Here is a 17,215-nt window from a genome sequence, read left to right on the forward strand (position 1 = left end):
AGACGCGTCAGCGCCGCATCCGACATTTGGGGCACTGTAGCTCGCCTACATCGACAACGTTTTCAACAATCCAAATGCCTCTTTCATCCGATCCTCACTGACCACAAAGGCGCGAAGCTGGTCAGCATCGTCAACGCCGCGTGCCACCATTCCCTGGCGTTCGGTATTAATTTGCCAGCGTAAATCCTGACGCTGGGTTTCGCCTGCCAGATGCAGCGGTAATTCCGGCGTTTTGATTTTCACCAGCATCGCCGGGAGTTTCAGCGGCGTGTTATTGCCGAGAAGATTTTTTGCCAGCACCATCGCGCTAAGTTGAATCGGCTGGAGGAACGGCAATACCTGACCGTTAATTTCCGCGCAATCGCCCAGCGCATAAATATCGGCATTACTGGTTTGCAGATAACTATCGACGCAAACGCCGCGATTAATCGTCAGCCCGGCGCGTCGTGCCAGGGCGGTTTCCGGGCGCAGTCCGGTGGCGGCAATTACCGCATCCACTTCGATGCAGCGCTGGCGGTCCAGCGTTGCCAGAATGCCAGAATCTGTTTTTTCTAGTCCCTGCAACTGAGATTTCAACAGCAGATGAACGCCCATCTCCGTCAACCGATGCTGCAAGCGGCTGCTGACTTCCGTTGGCATTAACGACGCCAGAATACTGGCAGCGTTGTCGATTAGCGTGACCGCTTTGCCTGCCCGACAAAAATCCATCGCCAGTTCACTACCAATCAAACCACCGCCGACAATCAACACGCGTCGGGCATCCCGCAGTTGCGTTTCACAGGCGCGATACTCTTGCTGACTATTTAACGTCAGCATTAACTCACGCCCGGGCACTGGCGGGACAAAGGCGCTGGCACCGGTTGCCAGCACTAACTTGTCGTATTGCCACTGATTATTCTGACTTTTCACCACATGGGCTTCGGCATCGATATCCGTTACCCAGGTGTGCGGAAACAGGCGCAGATTAAACTGCTCGGCAAATTCACCTGCCGTCTGGCGGGTAAGGTCGTCGGCACGTTGCCCCTGACTGATAACATGGCTGAGGTCAGGTTTGTTGTACTCATCCATGCTGTCGGCGGCAATCAGGGTTAATGGAATACTGGCGTCCTGTTTGCGAATATTTTTCACCAGTTGGCGGGCGGCGAAGCCCGAACCAATGATCACAATGCCGTTGCTCATTTTGCCTCCGATGCCAGTTCGTCAAAGACGTCTTTGCCGAGAGAGCATTCCGGGCACAGGAAGTTATCCGGGACTTCACTCCACGGCGTTCCTGGCGCAACGTCCTGCATTGGCTCGCCTTTTGCCGGATCGTAAATCCACTGGCAGACGCTGCATTGCATCCGTGGGCCGAGGTCAGCCGTCGTGGCGGCAGAGGTTTCTTCTTTAACCACCGTATTCACCGTGCTCTGCGGCAGCGGCGCGAGCGCCCACTGACGGGCGATTTCGCGACCGTGTTCACGACATAACTCCAGAGCGTCCTGGTCTGGTCGCCATTTGGCTTTCAGGCTAAGCGACATTTCGAAACCCGCATCCTGCAGGCGCGTGGAAAGACGATCCACCGCACCGCCGCTCCAGCCGTGAGAGCCGAAAGCGCTGGCGCGTTTGTTACGGAAGCGTAATCCGGTCATCTCCTCCACCAGCCCGGCGATTTTCGGCATCATCACATTATTCATCGTAGAAGTGCCGACCAGTACGCCTTTTGAGCGGAAGACATTGGTCAGGATTTCGTTTTTATCGCTTCGGGCGACGTTGAAAATTTTCACCGCCACGCGTGGGTCGGTTTCCGCAATCCCTTGGGCGATAGCGTCAGCCATCATGCGGGTGTTATTCGACATGGTGTCGTAGAAAATGGTGATTCTGTCTTCCTGATAATCCGCCGCCCATTTCAGGTACAGCTCGACAATTTGCGTCGGGTTATCGCGCCATACCACGCCGTGAGAGGTCGCTATCATATCGACTGGCAAGTTAAAGCCCAGGATCTCGGTAATTTTCGGCGTTACCAGGCGGCTGAACGGCGTCAGGATATTGGCGTAGTAACGCTGGCACTGCTCGAAAAGCTCAGTCTGATCCACTTCATCGTTGAACAGATGCTCGTCGCAGTAGTGCTGACCGAAAGCATCGTTACTGAACAGCACCGCGTCGCCTGTCAGGTAAGTCATCATGCTGTCCGGCCAGTGCAGCATTGGCGTTTCGACAAAAATGAGCTGTTTGCCGTTGCCGATATCCAGCGTGTCGCCAGTTTTCACCACATTAAAATTCCACTCCGGATGATGGTGATGACCATTTATCGAGTCGATAGCGTTGGCTGTACAGTAGATCGGCGTATCGGGAATTTGCGCCATCAGTTCGGTCAGCGCCCCGGCGTGGTCCTCTTCAGCATGGTTAATTACGATGTAATCGATATCTGCCAGATCGATTTCATTACGCAGGTTCTGCACAAATTCGCGGCTGAATTTATGGTCGACGGTGTCGATCAGCACGTTTTTTTCTTCGCGGATGAGGTAGCTGTTGTAGCTGCTGCCGCGCAGCGTTTTATATTCTGTACCGTGAAAATCACGCACTTCCCAGTCACGTTGACCAACCCAATGAATGTTATTTTTCACCACAATAGACATAGCAACCTCAATTTATTCAGCGTGTTCTAAAAAGATGTCTTGCTGATTGCAGATTGCGTGCCAGTTTTTTATCTAATTGTTTTTACTCTATAAATAAAATTATGCTCATTAATGAGTAGTCAAAATGACTATCAATCAAATGGTCGATATGACAATATCTATAGTCAAATTGACAGTGAGGCAAAGATGAGTTTTTCCGTTGATGTGCTGGCGAATATCGCCATCGAATTGCAGCGTGGGATTGGTCATCAGGATCGTTTTCAACGCCTGATCACCACGCTGCGTCAGGTGCTGGAGTGCGATGCGTCTGCGTTGCTACGTTACGACTCGCGGCAGTTTATTCCGCTTGCCATCGACGGGCTGGCGAAGGATGTACTCGGTAGACGCTTTGCGCTGGAAGGGCATCCACGGCTGGAAGCGATTGCCCGCGCGGGTGATGTGGTGCGCTTTCCCGCAGACAGCGAATTGCCCGATCCTTATGACGGTTTGATTCCAGGGCAGGAGAGTCTGAAGGTTCACGCCTGCGTTGGTTTGCCGTTGTTTGCCGGGCAAAACCTGATCGGTGCCTTGACGCTCGACGGGATGCAGCCCGATCAGTTCGATGTTTTCAGCGACGAAGAGTTACGCCTGATTGCTGCGCTGGCGGCGGGAGCGTTAAGCAATGCGTTACTGATTGAACAACTGGAAAGCCAGAATATGCTGCCAGGCGAAGCCGCGCCGTTTGAAGCGGTGAAACAGACGCAGATGATCGGTCTGTCGCCAGGCATGACGCAATTGAAAAAAGAGATTGAGATTGTGGCGGCATCCGATCTCAACGTTTTAATTAGCGGTGAGACGGGAACCGGTAAGGAGCTGGTGGCGAAAGCGATTCATGAAGCCTCGCCACGGGCGGTGAATCCGCTGGTCTATCTCAACTGTGCCGCACTGCCGGAAAGTGTGGCGGAAAGTGAGTTGTTCGGGCATGTGAAAGGGGCGTTTACTGGTGCTATCAGTAACCGCAGCGGGAAGTTTGAAATGGCGGATAACGGCACGCTGTTTCTCGATGAGATCGGCGAGTTGTCGTTGGCATTGCAGGCCAAGCTGCTGAGGGTGTTGCAGTATGGCGATATTCAACGCGTTGGCGATGACCGCAGTTTGCGGGTCGATGTGCGCGTGCTGGCGGCGACTAACCGTGACTTACGCGAAGAGGTACTGGCAGGGCGATTTCGCGCTGACTTGTTCCACCGCCTGAGCGTGTTTCCACTTTCAGTGCCGCCGCTGCGTGAGCGGGGCGATGATGTCATTCTGCTGGCGGGGTATTTCTGCGAGCAGTGTCGTTTGCGGCTGGGGCTCTCCCGAGTGGTATTAAGTGCCGGAGCGCGAAATTTACTGCAACACTACAATTTTCCGGGGAACGTTCGTGAACTGGAACATGCTATTCATCGGGCGGTAGTGCTGGCGAGAGCAACCCGCAGCGGCGATGAAGTGATTCTTGAGGCGCAACATTTTGCTTTTCCTGAGGTGACGTTGCCGCCGCCAGAAGTGGCGGCGGTGCCCGTTGTTAAGCAAAACCTGCGTGAAGCGACAGAAGCGTTCCAGCGTGAAACCATTCGTCAGGCACTGGCGCAAAATCATCACAACTGGGCCGCCTGTGCGCGGATGCTGGAAACCGACGTCGCCAACCTGCATAGGCTGGCGAAACGTCTGGGGCTGAAGGATTAAATAATCCCGGCCTGATAGAAATCCTGCAGGTTAATTGCGCCGGTGAGTTTGCCGTTTTCATCCACTACCGGTGCGGCGGTGATTTTGCGTTTCATCAGGATTTCTTTGGCGTCGATGGCACGGCTTTGCGATTGCAACGTGGTGCCGCCGACCGTCATCGCTTCATTGACTGGCGTGGTGAGTGCGCCGCCGCCAACCAGCCAGCGACGTAAATCACCGTCGGTAAAGACGCCTTTCACCAGTCGTTGATCATCGCACACTGCCACCAGACCTAAACCGGTGCGGCTAAGTTCCAGCATCGCGTCCATCACGCTGGCGGTTAACGCCACCTGCGGGATGGCATCGTCACGACGCATAAGATGATGCACTTTGTTCAGCAAGCGAGCGCCCAGTGCCCCGGCTGGGTGGGAGCGGGCAAAATCTTCTTCATTAAATCCGCGCGCCTGCATGACCGCCATCGCCAGCGCGTCGCCCATCATCAGGGTATTCACGGTGCTGGAGGTCGGCGCAAGGTGCATCGGGCAGGCTTCGCGCTCTACGGAGATATCCAGCACCGCTTTCGCCGCCAGGCCCAGCGGTGACGTCGGTTTTCCGGTCATTGCCAGCAGCGCGATAGATTTGTCTTCCAGACGCGGAATAATGAGATCCAGTTCCTTCGCGCCACCGGAATAAGAGATAAACAGCATCACATCGCGGCTTTCAATCATCCCCAGATCGCCGTGCAGTGCTTCTGCCGGATGGACAAAAAAAGCCGGTGTGCCGGTGCTGGCAAGCGTTGCGGCGATTTTCTTACCAATGTGGCCCGATTTGCCAATTCCCGAAACCACCACTTTGCCTTCGCAGTGCAGGATGATATTGGCGGCGCGAACGAAATCATCGCCCAGACGTTCCGGTAAATGGCTTGCTTCCTGCAACTCCAGCATTAACGTCTGACGTCCCGCGTTCAGTAGTGCTTCACTCATTGCTCTCTCCGGTTATGATCACGTCGATCCCTTTTTCTTCCAGCGCCTGACGAAACGCTGGATCGATACCTGCGTCGGTAATCAGCTTATCGACGCTTTCAAGACTACAAACCACGTTGGGGCTTTTACGACCAAACTTCGATGAGTCAGCCATCAAAATCACTTCGCGCGCGGCATTACACATCGCCTTACTGACGGTATAGACCTCGTTAAAGGTGGTTACGCCCGCATTGAGATCGATGCCGTCGGTGCCCATAAACAATTTATCGAAGGTGAAATGCTCGAAGGCATTCTCTGCCAGTTGCCCGTGAAATGAGGCCGATTTTTTGCGAAATGTTCCGCCTGGCATCAGGATAGTTTGTTCGTTATCCAGTTCGGATAGCGCATTGACGATGTGCAGGCTGTTGGTCATCACCGTGATGTTATTAAAGCGCGATAGCAGAGGCACCATCTGCAACACGGTACTGCCAGCATCAAGAATTATTGAGTCGCCATCATGAATAAAACCAACGGCAGCTTCTGCAATCAGCTCTTTTTTGTGGGTGTTGATAAGCGTTTTATGATCGATAGGCGGATCGGATTCCTCTTTGTTCAACACCACGCCGCCATAAGTACGAATGACGGTTCCGGCATGTTCCAGAATGACCAGATCTTTGCGAATGGTTGTGCCTGTGGTGTCAAAGTATTGCGCCAATTCTTCAACCGAGCATTTACCCTGCTTTTGTAGATACTCCAGAATGGCGGCCTGACGCTGACGAGGTTTCATGGGCGTGATTACCTGATTTAGGTTTCAAAATGATAACTTCGCAAGCAAGTAACATTCACAACGAAATTATCCACGTTTCAGTTTAAGCGCCAATGATAGAGCATTCTGTGATAGTGGATCATGGGGAAAGATCACATCAGGCTGTAAATCACCCACATGCATGCCGGTAATTGCGGGAATTTTTTGCGGTCGGGCGAAGACGGTCAGTCCTTTCATAAACAAGGTGTCGACGATGCGCTGCTGATCGTCCAGCGCAATAGCGACCACGACCCGCGGTTTAAAGCGCCCGCTGGAACGGCCCACGCCAACCCTCCCTTGCTGGCATAGCGTGTCGAAGGCACGGTTAAAACGAGAAATTTGCCAACCGCCTAAGGCCAGTTGCGCACACCAGGCGATAACGGCGACGGTGATGAGTGCGGATACCATAACTTCTCCGTAATGTAGTGGCGGAAGTCCTGTAGGCCTGATAAGCGTAGCGCATCAGGCATTCTATTAGTCGCGCGGAGATCCTTAAAAGATCTCCGCTGTTGATCAGAACATCACCTGACCGCCGGTGACATTGATCGACTGACCAGTGCAGTACGACGCCTTAGGACTGGCGTAGAACAGCAGCATATTCAGCACATCCTGATAATCGCAGCCGCGTTTGAGCGGTACTTTATCGATGTAATACTGCTCGACTTGCTCCGGTTTGATACCCAGCTTGGTCGCGTATTGTGGCAATAGCGACTGGAACATAGGCGATTTCAGCAGGTTACCGAGCATCAGCGAATGCACCGTAATGCCGTACTCCGCCAGATCCAGCGCCAGTGATTGAGTCAGCCCGACGCCACCAAATTTCGCGGCGCTGTAGCCAGAGTTGTGTTTGCTGCCCACTTTGCCGGATTTCGAGTTGATCTGAATAATGCGACCCTGAATCCCGTCGCGGATCATCAAACGCGAAAATTCACGGGCACACAGGAAATAACCCACCAGATTCACCTGTAGCGAACGGTCAAAATCGCCGAGCTGGAAGTCGCTGATAAAGGCTGCTTTTGCTATTCCGGCGCTGTAGACCAGCAAATCCACGCGACCAAAGATTTCATCTACCCCACGAGAAAGCGCCAGAACGCTTTGCTCGCTGGTGGCGTCAGCACCAAAACCGTACGCTGTTCCTTCACCATATTCGGCGTTAATTTCTTGTGCCACATTTGCGGCTTTGTCGCTCTGAATATCGACAACCGCCACGCGATACCCCTCGGCAGCCAGACCGTGGCACAGGAACGCGCCTAAGGTTTGCCCACCACCGATGACAACGGCAACCTGATTCATTTTTTACTCCTTAACAGATTCAAACTTCAAAACCGATCCCGGCGCGATATCGTCGGGTACAGGGCCTGCCACATGGACAGTGCCCGGAAATTCCGCTTCGCTTAAACCATCGAAGCGCAGGGTGACATGACCCAGTTCGCGAAGGTTGTCTTCCGCCACGCTGCCAACGGCGGTCACCGGATAGCGATGCCGCCCGAGAGAAAATTGCAAACCGGGATGGAGTGCACCTTTCAACTCGCCGTGGCAATGAATGAAGCAATACTCTTCGAGATCCGCAGGCGCGCCTTCACGAAAGGTGATGAGCATCTGGTCGCTGAGGGCGTCAGTGGCACTCGCGCCAATACGGGTGATGGTGGTCTGATAAATAACGGTCATGTTTCAGCCTCTATTGATAGATAAAACCGGAGACAAACCAGGCGATCAGTACAGTTGGCGCGCCGGTTAAAAAGCGGCTCACCAGAACAGAAGGGACACCGACGCGAACCGTGTCCTGACGAGCTTCCGCCAGCGACAAACCGACCGGGATGAAGTCGCAGGCCGCCTGCGCGTTGATGGCAAACAGTGCAGGTAAAGCCAGATGCGGCGGAATATTGCCGAGACCAATCTGCACGCCAATCAATACGCCGATAACCTGTGCGATAACTGCGCCTGGGCCGAGGAAAGGTGAAAGCAGCGGGAAGGAGCAGATGAGCGCCAGCATGACCAGACCCAGTGGATGGCTCGCCAGCGGAGCAAGACCGTGGGCAATCCAGTCACCAAGGCCAGAAGCCATAATGATTCCGATAAGCGCCGAGACGAACGCCATAAACGGCAGAATGGTTTTTAATACAGTGTCGATGGTGTCACGACCAGATTGAAACAACACGGCAACGGCGGAACCCATACCCATTCCCACCTTCGCCAGTAAACCATCGCTTTGTTCGGTGATTTTCTTGCTGGTGTCATAGTCACGGCCCACGGAAGAGGGTTGTGGTGTCGCCTCACTCACTACAGTGATGTTTTCTTCTTTTACGCCAGAGACATAAATATCTTCCACAATGTACTGCGCCAGCGGGCCGGACTTGCCCGTCGAGTGGATATTAATGGTGGGAATACGCCGTTTCGGATAGATGCCGCAGCGTAATGTGCCGCCACAGTCGATTACCGCGACACCAATTTCCGCCTCCGCGGGTTCACCTTCTTTAAATCCGTCGATAGCTTGCCAGCCAGTAAGCTGTGCCAGTTTGTCAACAATCGCAGGCCGGGTACCGGCGGTGATATAGACGATTTTTTTGCCCGGCGTGGCTTCCAGCTCAAGCGGGCCGCCCCAGCCACCCGTTCCTTTTTCGATCCGAATGCGTGTCATGATGTTGCTCCTGCCAGACGAACTTTTTGTTCAAGTTGAATGCCCATCTTTTTCTCGAAAATGGCGGTGGTCAGATCGGTTACCCAGCCGCGGAAGAAGTTGGTGACCAGACCAACCAGCAGATAGCTCACCGCCAGTGGGCCAAGTGGCAGATTCAGTGTTGTCAGACCGCTGGCAATGCCGAGATAAACAAACAGTTCGCCAGGGTTGATATGGGGGAAGAGGCCATTCATTGAGTGGCAGCTATAAGAGGCCGCCGCGTAATAGCTGGGTTTGTACTTTTCCGGCATAAAGCGACCAAGACTTAAGGTCATCGGGTTACAAAAGACAAACGTACCAATGCACGGTAGCAGCAGATAACGGGAAACAGGGTTACCGGCGCAACGTTGAGCAAATCGTTCAATACGATGCTGACCGATAAAATTAATCAATGCGTTCATGATAACCAGCAGGCTAATTAACAGCGGAAGAATGCCGGTTACCATCCCGGTAAACACTTCTCCGCCTTTCTGGAACAGCCCGATGAACCACTCTGCGCCATGAGTAATGGTTTCTATCATTGTTCTCTCCTTCAGGATTTATTGTTTTATTACCAAACGGCAATCTAATCTAATCAGATTGAAAGATTTAAAAGTGTTATTTTGATCGCAAAATGAAAGATAAATATTTTATTTTGAAAGTTTATATAAAGAGGGTAGTGAGGAGAATGAGTTGAGTTATGTAAAGTCCGTATCGGGCAGTGACTACCGCTTCCTTGTGCGGGGCGGGATGCTTTACCATACTTGCCCCTGGTTGAATCTGTTAAATGGACCCCTCATGTTCAAGCGTCGTTATGTAACATTGCTTCCCCTTTTTATGTTGCTTGCCGCCTGTAGCAGCAAGCCAAAACCTACTGAGACTGAAACGACCACCGGAACGCCGTCTGGCGGCTTCCTGCTTGAGCCGCAGCACAATGTGATGCAGATGGGCGGTGACTTCGCCAATAACCCGAATGCCCAGCAGTTCATCGACAAAATGGTGAACAAACACGGTTTCGATCGTCAGCAGTTGCAGGAAATTCTCTCCCAGGCGAAACGTCTGGATTCGGTACTGCGGCTGATGGATAACCAGGCACCAACCACATCGGTGAAACCGCCATCAGGTCCGAACGGCGCATGGCTGCGTTATCGCAAAAAATTTATTACGCCGGACAACGTGCAGAACGGTGTGGTTTTCTGGAATCAGTATGAAGATGCGTTGAATCGCGCGTGGCAGGTGTATGGTGTACCGCCGGAAATTATCGTCGGGATTATCGGCGTTGAAACCCGCTGGGGGCGCGTGATGGGGAAAACTCGCATCCTCGATGCGCTGGCAACGCTGTCATTTAACTACCCACGCCGCGCGGAGTATTTTTCTGGCGAGCTGGAAACCTTCCTGCTGATGGCGCGCGACGAGCAGGACGATCCGCTCAATCTGAAAGGTTCCTTTGCCGGGGCGATGGGCTACGGTCAGTTTATGCCGTCGTCTTACAAACAATATGCGGTAGATTTCAGCGGCGACGGGCATATCAACCTGTGGGATCCGGTTGATGCGATCGGTAGCGTGGCGAATTATTTCAAAGCGCACGGCTGGGTGAAAGGCGATCAGGTCGCGGTAATGGCAAACGGTCAGGCGCCAGGCTTGCCAAATGGCTTCAAAACCAGGTACAGCATTTCGCAGCTTGCCGCGGCAGGTTTAACGCCACAGCAGCCGCTGGGCAACCATCAACAAGCCAGCCTGCTGCGTCTGGATGTTGGCACCGGCTACCAGTACTGGTACGGTCTGCCGAACTTCTACACCATTACCCGTTATAACCACAGCACCCATTACGCAATGGCGGTCTGGCAGTTAGGACAAGCCGTGGCGCTGGCGCGCGTGCAGTAACTATTTGCAAGAGGGGGGCGTGAGCTTCCCTCTGGCTAATCAGCTTTTTTCTGAATCCTCCTCGTAAAATTGCAACGCCAACACCATCTTCCTGACGAAAGTGTTATCTTGTCCGGCATAAATTTTTGACTGACAGAGGTTGTGATGACTGACAGTGAACTGATGCAGTTAAGCGAACAGGTTGGGCAGGCGCTGAAAGCCCGTGGCGCAACCGTAACAACTGCTGAGTCTTGTACCGGCGGTTGGGTAGCGAAAGTGATTACCGATATTGCCGGCAGTTCCGCCTGGTTTGAACGCGGATTTGTCACCTACAGTAACGAAGCAAAAGCGCAAATGATCGGTGTACGCGAAGAGACGCTGGCGCAGCATGGCGCGGTGAGCGAACCTGTCGTGGTGGAAATGGCGATAGGCGCACTGAAAGCGGCTCGTGCTGATTACGCCGTGTCTATTAGTGGTATCGCCGGGCCGGATGGCGGCAGTGAAGAGAAGCCTGTCGGCACCGTCTGGTTTGCTTTTGCCACTGCCCGTGGTGAAGGCATTACCCGGCGGGAATGCTTCAGCGGTGACCGTGATGCGGTGCGTCGTCAGGCTACTGCGTATGCATTGCAGACCTTGTGGCAACAATTTCTACAAAACACTTGATACTGTATGAGCATACAGTATAATTGCTTCAACAGAACATATTGACTATCCGGTATTACCCGGCATGACAGGAGTAAAAATGGCTATCGACGAAAACAAACAGAAAGCGTTGGCGGCAGCACTGGGCCAGATTGAGAAACAATTTGGTAAAGGCTCCATCATGCGCCTGGGTGAAGACCGTTCCATGGATGTGGAAACCATCTCTACCGGTTCGCTTTCACTGGATATCGCGCTTGGGGCAGGTGGTCTGCCGATGGGCCGTATCGTCGAAATCTACGGACCAGAATCTTCCGGTAAAACCACGCTGACGTTGCAGGTGATCGCCGCAGCGCAGCGCGAAGGTAAAACCTGTGCGTTTATCGATGCTGAACACGCGCTGGACCCAATCTACGCACGTAAACTGGGCGTCGATATTGACAACCTGCTGTGCTCCCAGCCGGATACCGGCGAGCAGGCACTGGAAATCTGTGATGCCCTGGCACGTTCTGGCGCAGTAGACGTTATCGTCGTTGACTCCGTGGCGGCACTGACGCCGAAAGCGGAAATCGAAGGCGAAATCGGCGACTCTCACATGGGCCTTGCGGCACGTATGATGAGCCAGGCGATGCGTAAGCTGGCGGGTAACCTGAAGCAGTCCAACACGCTGCTGATCTTCATCAACCAGATCCGTATGAAAATTGGTGTGATGTTCGGTAACCCGGAAACCACTACCGGTGGTAACGCGCTGAAATTCTACGCCTCTGTTCGTCTCGACATCCGTCGTATCGGCGCGGTGAAAGAGGGCGAAAACGTGGTGGGTAGCGAAACCCGCGTGAAAGTGGTGAAGAACAAAATCGCTGCGCCGTTTAAACAGGCTGAATTCCAGATCCTCTACGGCGAAGGTATCAACTTCTACGGCGAGCTGGTTGACCTGGGCGTGAAAGAGAAGCTTATCGAGAAAGCAGGCGCGTGGTACAGCTACAAAGGTGAGAAGATCGGTCAGGGTAAAGCGAATGCGACTGCCTGGCTGAAAGATAACCCGGAAACCGCGAAAGAGATCGAGAAGAAAGTACGTGAGTTGCTGCTGAGCAACCCGAACTCAACGCCGGATTTCTCTGTAGATGACAGCGAAGGCGTAGCAGAAACTAACGAAGATTTTTAATCGTCTTGTTTGATACACAAGGGTCGCATCTGCGGCCCTTTTGCTTTTTTAAGTTGTAAGGATATGCCATGACAGAATCAACATCCCGTCGCCCGGCATATGCTCGCCTGTTGGATCGTGCGGTACGCATTCTGGCGGTGCGCGATCACAGTGAGCAAGAACTGCGACGTAAACTCGCGGCACCGATTATGGGCAAAAATGGCCCGGAAGAGATTGATGCCACGGCAGAAGATTACGAGCGCGTTATTGCCTGGTGCCATGAACATGGCTATCTTGATGACAGCCGATTTGTTGCGCGCTTTATCGCCAGCCGTAGCCGCAAAGGTTATGGACCTGCGCGTATTCGTCAGGAACTGAATCAGAAAGGTATTTCCCGCGAAGCGACAGAAAAAGCGATGCGTGAATGTGACATCGACTGGTGCGCACTGGCGCGCGATCAGGCGACGCGAAAATATGGCGAACCTTTGCCAACTGTCTTTTCAGAAAAAGTTAAGATCCAGCGTTTTCTGCTCTATCGTGGCTATCTGATGGAAGATATCCAGGATATTTGGCGAAATTTTGCCGACTGAACGCATACGGGATTTTACTTCCCAGTCAAGAAAACTTATCTTATTCCCACTTTTCAGTTACCAGCCGGGCGGTTAACGACACGCAACGGCTGGTAGCGATATTTCGTTAGCTTGATTTCAGGATAATTATGAGCAAGAGCACCGCTGAGATCCGTCAGGCGTTTCTCGACTTTTTCCATAGTAAGGGACATCAGGTAGTTGCCAGCAGCTCCCTGGTACCCCATAACGACCCAACTTTGTTGTTTACCAACGCCGGGATGAACCAGTTCAAGGATGTGTTCCTTGGGCTCGACAAGCGTAATTATTCCCGCGCTACCACTTCCCAACGCTGCGTGCGTGCGGGTGGTAAACACAACGACCTGGAAAACGTCGGTTACACCGCGCGTCATCATACCTTCTTCGAAATGCTGGGCAACTTCAGCTTCGGCGACTATTTCAAACACGATGCCATTCAGTTTGCATGGGAACTGCTGACCAGCGAAAAATGGTTTGCCCTGCCGAAAGAGCGTCTGTGGGTTACCGTCTATGAAAGCGACGACGAAGCCTACGAAATCTGGGAAAAAGAAGTAGGGATCCCGCGCGAACGTATTATTCGCATCGGCGATAACAAAGGTGCGCCATACGCATCTGACAACTTCTGGCAGATGGGTGACACTGGTCCGTGCGGCCCGTGCACCGAAATCTTCTACGATCACGGCGACCACATTTGGGGCGGCCCTCCGGGAAGTCCGGAAGAAGACGGCGACCGCTACATTGAGATCTGGAACATCGTCTTCATGCAGTTCAACCGCCAGGCCGATGGCACGATGGAACCGCTGCCGAAACCGTCTGTAGATACCGGTATGGGTCTGGAGCGTATTGCTGCGGTGCTGCAACACGTTAACTCTAACTATGACATCGACCTGTTCCGCACGTTGATCCAGGCGGTAGCGAAAGTCACTGGCGCAACCGATCTGAGCAATAAATCGCTGCGCGTAATCGCTGACCACATTCGTTCTTGTGCGTTCCTGATCGCGGATGGCGTAATGCCGTCCAACGAAAACCGTGGTTATGTACTGCGTCGTATCATTCGTCGCGCAGTGCGTCACGGCAATATGCTCGGCGCGAAAGAAACCTTCTTCTACAAACTGGTTGGTCCGCTGATCGACGTTATGGGCTCTGCGGGTGAAGACCTGAAACGCCAGCAGGCGCAGGTTGAGCAGGTGCTGAAGACTGAAGAAGAGCAGTTTGCCCGTACTCTGGAGCGCGGTCTGGCGCTGCTGGATGAAGAGCTGGCAAAACTTTCTGGTGATACGCTGGATGGTGAAACTGCTTTCCGCCTGTACGACACCTACGGCTTCCCGGTTGACCTGACGGCTGATGTTTGTCGTGAGCGCAACATCAAAGTTGACGAAGCTGGTTTTGAAGCAGCAATGGAAGAGCAGCGTCGTCGTGCGCGCGAAGCCAGCGGCTTTGGTGCCGATTACAACGCAATGATCCGTGTTGACAGTGCATCTGAATTTAAAGGCTATGACCATCTGGAACTGAACGGCAAAGTGACCGCGCTGTTTGTTGATGGTAAAGCGGTTGATGCCATCAATGCAGGCCAGGAAGCTGTGGTCGTGCTGGATCAAACGCCATTCTATGCGGAATCCGGCGGTCAGGTTGGTGATAAAGGCGAACTGAAAGGCGCTAACTTCTCCTTCGCGGTGGAAGATACGCAGAAATACGGCCAGGCGATTGGTCACATCGGTAAACTTGCTGCGGGTTCTCTGAAAGTGGGCGACGCTGTGCAGGCTGATGTTGATGAGGCTCGTCGCGCCCGTATTCGTCTGAATCACTCCGCAACGCACCTGATGCACGCTGCGCTGCGCCAGGTTCTGGGTACTCATGTATCGCAGAAAGGTTCACTGGTTAACGACAAAGTGCTGCGCTTCGACTTCTCACACAACGAAGCGATGAAACCAGAAGAGATTCGTGCGGTCGAAGACCTGGTGAACGCACAGATTCGCCGTAACTTGCCGATCGAAACCAACATCATGGATCTCGAAGCGGCGAAAGCGAAAGGTGCGATGGCGCTGTTTGGCGAGAAGTATGATGAGCGCGTACGCGTGCTGAGCATGGGCGATTTCTCCACCGAGCTGTGTGGCGGTACTCACGCCAGCCGCACTGGTGATATTGGTCTGTTCCGCATCATCTCTGAATCGGGTACTGCTGCAGGCGTTCGTCGTATCGAAGCGGTAACCGGAGAAGGCGCTATCGCCACCGTTCATGCAGACAGCGATCGCTTAAGCGAAGTCGCGCATCTGCTGAAAGGCGATAGCAATAATCTGGCTGATAAAGTGCGTTCAGTACTGGAACGTACGCGTCAGCTGGAAAAAGAGTTACAACAGCTTAAAGAACAAGCTGCCGCACAGGAGAGCGCAAATCTTTCCAGTAAGGCAATTGATGTTAATGGTGTTAAGCTGTTGGTTAGCGAGCTTAGCGGTGTTGAGCCGAAAATGTTGCGTACCATGGTTGACGATTTAAAAAATCAGCTGGGGTCGACAATTATCGTGCTGGCAACGGTAGCCGAAGGTAAGGTTTCTCTGATTGCAGGCGTATCTAAGGACGTCACAGATCGTGTGAAAGCAGGGGAACTGATTGGTATGGTCGCTCAGCAGGTGGGCGGCAAGGGTGGTGGACGTCCTGACATGGCGCAAGCCGGTGGTACGGATGCTGCGGCCTTACCTGCAGCGTTAGCCAGTGTGAAAGGCTGGGTCAGCGCGAAATTGCAATAATATAAGCGTCAGGCAATGCCGTGGACTCGCTTCACGGCATTCGCATTAACGCTATCGACAACGATAAAGTCAGGTTGAAGTTGTGTATATCGGCTAAACTTAGGTTTAACAGAATGTAATGCCATGACTGCTTAGATGTAATGTGTTTGTCATTGCTTACTTTTTGGCGTTATATGATGGATAATGCCGGGATACAGAGAGACCCGACTCTTTTAATCTTTCAAGGAGCAAAGAATGCTGATTCTGACTCGTCGAGTTGGTGAGACCCTCATGATTGGGGATGAGGTCACCGTGACAGTTTTAGGGGTAAAGGGCAACCAGGTACGTATTGGCGTAAATGCCCCGAAGGAAGTTTCTGTTCACCGTGAAGAGATCTACCAGCGTATCCAGGCTGAAAAATCCCAGCAGTCCAGTTACTAATCTTTCCGCGTCTCATCTTTATCGGTGAGACGCACCCTCAAAATTTCTCTTTCACTCCATTGTCTTTTCGCTTTACTCCCGTTCATTCAACTTAAGTCTCCATTTTTTTGCATTACTGCTATCTGTCAGACCTCCGTTTTTCTGTTGATAAAACACTCTTTTTGACGTTTTTACAGACTAATTGAGCGTGAAGTGTGCAAACGATAAAAGTGTGGGAAAAATTGTTTGACTTATAAGTCTCAGAAAGTAATATGTGCGCCACGCAGCGACGATGAGCGATAAACAAGTTCTTCGAAGCACTCGTAAGAGGCGTGTGGTGAGGTGGCCGAGAGGCTGAAGGCGCTCCCCTGCTAAGGGAGTATGCGGTCAAAAGCTGCATCCGGGGTTCGAATCCCCGCCTCACCGCCATTTGCATCCGTAGCTCAGCTGGATAGAGTACTCGGCTACGAACCGAGCGGTCGGAGGTTCGAATCCTCCCGGATGCACCATCTCTTACTTGATACGACTTTAGTGGCGGTATCAAAAAATCTGCAGTAAAGTAAGTTTCCCGATGCATCCGTAGCTCAGCTGGATAGAGTACTCGGCTACGAACCGAGCGGTCGGAGGTTCGAATCCTCCCGGATGCACCATCTCTTACTTGATATGGCTTTAGTAGCGATATCAATATCAGCAGTAAAATAAATTTCCCGATGCATCCGTAGCTCAGCTGGATAGAGTACTCGGCTACGAACCGAGCGGTCGGAGGTTCGAATCCTCCCGGATGCACCATCTCTTACTTGATATGGCTTTAGTAGCGATATCAATATCAGCAGTAAAATAAATTTCCCGATGCATCCGTAGCTCAGCTGGATAGAGTACTCGGCTACGAACCGAGCGGTCGGAGGTTCGAATCCTCCCGGATGCACCATCTCTTACTTGATATGGCTTTAGTAGCGATATCAATATCAGCAGTAAAATAAATTTCCCGATGCATCCGTAGCTCAGCTGGATAGAGTACTCGGCTACGAACCGAGCGGTCGGAGGTTCGAATCCTCCCGGATGCACCATATTCTCCGTAACCTTCAGCAATGAAGGTATCGAAG

At 52.7% G+C, this 17,215-nt stretch carries 16 protein-coding genes and 6 tRNA genes; 13 read left to right on the forward strand and 9 right to left on the reverse strand.

The window, feature by feature from the left end; genetic code table 11:
• Positions 1-45: 45 nt before the first annotated feature.
• Positions 46-1,179: an NADH:flavorubredoxin reductase NorW gene (gene norW / locus HBM92_RS05805; RefSeq protein ID WP_000064718.1), complete on the reverse strand. Its 1,134-nt coding sequence runs from the start codon at positions 1,177-1,179 to the stop codon at positions 46-48.
• Positions 1,176-2,615 (reverse strand): anaerobic nitric oxide reductase flavorubredoxin, encoded by a 1,440-nt coding sequence (gene norV / locus HBM92_RS05810; protein WP_000029616.1) that lies wholly within the window; start codon positions 2,613-2,615, stop codon positions 1,176-1,178. The genes norW and norV overlap by 4 nt, the downstream gene beginning before the upstream one ends.
• 186 nt (positions 2,616-2,801) lie before the next feature.
• Here norV and norR point away from each other — a divergent pair, with 186 nt between their 5' ends.
• Complete coding sequence (gene norR / locus HBM92_RS05815; RefSeq protein ID WP_000010762.1) at positions 2,802-4,316, forward strand: nitric oxide reductase transcriptional regulator NorR; 1,515 nt, start codon at positions 2,802-2,804, stop codon at positions 4,314-4,316.
• Here the strand turns inward: norR and gutQ are convergent.
• The 7 genes from gutQ to srlA all read right to left on the reverse strand — a co-directional run bounded on the left by gutQ (position 4,313) and on the right by srlA (position 9,260).
• Complete coding sequence (gene gutQ, locus HBM92_RS05820; RefSeq protein ID WP_001287404.1) at positions 4,313-5,278, reverse strand: arabinose-5-phosphate isomerase GutQ; 966 nt, start codon at positions 5,276-5,278, stop codon at positions 4,313-4,315. The two genes, norR and gutQ, sit on opposite strands and share 4 nt — an antisense overlap.
• Positions 5,271-6,044: a glucitol operon DNA-binding transcriptional repressor SrlR gene (gene srlR / locus HBM92_RS05825; RefSeq protein WP_000804544.1), complete on the reverse strand. Its 774-nt coding sequence runs from the start codon at positions 6,042-6,044 to the stop codon at positions 5,271-5,273. Before srlR ends, gutQ begins: the two co-directional genes overlap by 8 nt.
• Before the next feature lie 66 nt (positions 6,045-6,110).
• Positions 6,111-6,470, reverse strand: coding sequence for a transcriptional regulator GutM (gutM, locus tag HBM92_RS05830; RefSeq protein ID WP_000252912.1), 360 nt, complete (start codon positions 6,468-6,470; stop codon positions 6,111-6,113).
• 105 nt (positions 6,471-6,575) lie between these two features.
• Entirely contained in the window at positions 6,576-7,355 is a 780-nt protein-coding gene (gene srlD, locus HBM92_RS05835; RefSeq protein WP_001077354.1) for a sorbitol-6-phosphate dehydrogenase, read from the reverse strand.
• A 3-nt stretch (positions 7,356-7,358) separates the two neighbouring features.
• The gene (gene srlB / locus HBM92_RS05840; protein ID WP_000216207.1) at positions 7,359-7,730 is read right to left on the reverse strand and encodes a PTS glucitol/sorbitol transporter subunit IIA; all 372 of its coding nucleotides are present in this window, start codon (positions 7,728-7,730) and stop codon (positions 7,359-7,361) included.
• 10 nt (positions 7,731-7,740) lie between these two features.
• Complete coding sequence (srlE, locus tag HBM92_RS05845; protein ID WP_000196937.1) at positions 7,741-8,700, reverse strand: PTS glucitol/sorbitol transporter subunit IIB; 960 nt, start codon at positions 8,698-8,700, stop codon at positions 7,741-7,743.
• On the reverse strand, positions 8,697-9,260 hold the full coding sequence (gene srlA, locus HBM92_RS05850; protein ID WP_000573324.1) for a PTS glucitol/sorbitol transporter subunit IIC: 564 nt from the start codon (positions 9,258-9,260) through the stop codon (positions 8,697-8,699). Before srlA ends, srlE begins: the two co-directional genes overlap by 4 nt.
• 256 nt (positions 9,261-9,516) lie before the next feature.
• Between srlA and mltB the strand changes: the two genes are divergently transcribed.
• The 12 genes from mltB (at position 9,517) to HBM92_RS05910 (ending at position 17,179) form a co-directional block, all read left to right on the forward strand.
• Positions 9,517-10,602, forward strand: coding sequence for a lytic murein transglycosylase B (gene mltB, locus HBM92_RS05855; RefSeq protein ID WP_001305264.1), 1,086 nt, complete (start codon positions 9,517-9,519; stop codon positions 10,600-10,602).
• Positions 10,603-10,746: 144 nt separating this feature from the next.
• On the forward strand, positions 10,747-11,244 hold the full coding sequence (gene pncC / locus HBM92_RS05860; protein ID WP_000132231.1) for a nicotinamide-nucleotide amidase: 498 nt from the start codon (positions 10,747-10,749) through the stop codon (positions 11,242-11,244).
• A gap of 79 nt (positions 11,245-11,323) precedes the next feature.
• Positions 11,324-12,385: a recombinase RecA gene (recA, locus tag HBM92_RS05865; protein ID WP_000963143.1), complete on the forward strand. Its 1,062-nt coding sequence runs from the start codon at positions 11,324-11,326 to the stop codon at positions 12,383-12,385.
• A gap of 68 nt (positions 12,386-12,453) precedes the next feature.
• On the forward strand, positions 12,454-12,954 hold the full coding sequence (gene recX, locus HBM92_RS05870) for a recombination regulator RecX (protein ID WP_000140506.1): 501 nt from the start codon (positions 12,454-12,456) through the stop codon (positions 12,952-12,954).
• Between the two features lie 128 nt (positions 12,955-13,082).
• The gene (gene alaS, locus HBM92_RS05875) at positions 13,083-15,713 is read left to right on the forward strand and encodes an alanine--tRNA ligase (RefSeq protein WP_000047170.1); all 2,631 of its coding nucleotides are present in this window, start codon (positions 13,083-13,085) and stop codon (positions 15,711-15,713) included.
• Positions 15,714-15,947: 234 nt separating this feature from the next.
• Positions 15,948-16,133, forward strand: a complete 186-nt coding sequence (gene csrA / locus HBM92_RS05880; RefSeq protein WP_000906486.1) for a carbon storage regulator CsrA — start codon at positions 15,948-15,950, stop codon at positions 16,131-16,133.
• A 315-nt stretch (positions 16,134-16,448) separates the two neighbouring features.
• Positions 16,449-16,541: transfer RNA gene (locus HBM92_RS05885), tRNA-Ser, on the forward strand.
• A 3-nt stretch (positions 16,542-16,544) separates the two neighbouring features.
• Positions 16,545-16,621 (forward strand) — tRNA-Arg (locus HBM92_RS05890).
• 64 nt (positions 16,622-16,685) lie between these two features.
• Positions 16,686-16,762, forward strand: a tRNA-Arg gene (locus HBM92_RS05895).
• Between the two features lie 62 nt (positions 16,763-16,824).
• Positions 16,825-16,901 (forward strand) — tRNA-Arg (locus HBM92_RS05900).
• Between the two features lie 62 nt (positions 16,902-16,963).
• A tRNA-Arg gene (locus tag HBM92_RS05905) sits at positions 16,964-17,040 on the forward strand.
• A gap of 62 nt (positions 17,041-17,102) precedes the next feature.
• A tRNA-Arg gene (locus tag HBM92_RS05910) sits at positions 17,103-17,179 on the forward strand.
• The last annotated feature ends 36 nt before the right edge of the window (positions 17,180-17,215 follow it).

Source organism: Escherichia sp. E.sYA108, from assembly GCF_011754335.1.
Taxonomy (GTDB): Bacteria; Pseudomonadota; Gammaproteobacteria; order Enterobacterales; family Enterobacteriaceae; genus Escherichia; species Escherichia coli.

Coding starts and splice junctions, on each gene's coding strand:
- srlE (WP_000196937.1), bottom strand. CDS start 8,700: ATGACACGCATTCGGATCGAAAAAGGAACGGGTGGCTGGGGCGGCCCG.
- norR (WP_000010762.1), top strand. CDS start 2,802: ATGAGTTTTTCCGTTGATGTGCTGGCGAATATCGCCATCGAATTGCAG.
- norV (WP_000029616.1), bottom strand. CDS start 2,615: ATGTCTATTGTGGTGAAAAATAACATTCATTGGGTTGGTCAACGTGAC.
- srlA (WP_000573324.1), bottom strand. CDS start 9,260: ATGATAGAAACCATTACTCATGGCGCAGAGTGGTTCATCGGGCTGTTC.
- gutM (WP_000252912.1), bottom strand. CDS start 6,470: ATGGTATCCGCACTCATCACCGTCGCCGTTATCGCCTGGTGTGCGCAA.
- recX (WP_000140506.1), top strand. CDS start 12,454: ATGACAGAATCAACATCCCGTCGCCCGGCATATGCTCGCCTGTTGGAT.
- mltB (WP_001305264.1), top strand. CDS start 9,517: ATGTTCAAGCGTCGTTATGTAACATTGCTTCCCCTTTTTATGTTGCTT.
- srlB (WP_000216207.1), bottom strand. CDS start 7,730: ATGACCGTTATTTATCAGACCACCATCACCCGTATTGGCGCGAGTGCC.
- alaS (WP_000047170.1), top strand. CDS start 13,083: ATGAGCAAGAGCACCGCTGAGATCCGTCAGGCGTTTCTCGACTTTTTC.
- gutQ (WP_001287404.1), bottom strand. CDS start 5,278: ATGAGTGAAGCACTACTGAACGCGGGACGTCAGACGTTAATGCTGGAG.
- srlR (WP_000804544.1), bottom strand. CDS start 6,044: ATGAAACCTCGTCAGCGTCAGGCCGCCATTCTGGAGTATCTACAAAAG.
- norW (WP_000064718.1), bottom strand. CDS start 1,179: ATGAGCAACGGCATTGTGATCATTGGTTCGGGCTTCGCCGCCCGCCAA.
- pncC (WP_000132231.1), top strand. CDS start 10,747: ATGACTGACAGTGAACTGATGCAGTTAAGCGAACAGGTTGGGCAGGCG.
- recA (WP_000963143.1), top strand. CDS start 11,324: ATGGCTATCGACGAAAACAAACAGAAAGCGTTGGCGGCAGCACTGGGC.
- srlD (WP_001077354.1), bottom strand. CDS start 7,355: ATGAATCAGGTTGCCGTTGTCATCGGTGGTGGGCAAACCTTAGGCGCG.
- csrA (WP_000906486.1), top strand. CDS start 15,948: ATGCTGATTCTGACTCGTCGAGTTGGTGAGACCCTCATGATTGGGGAT.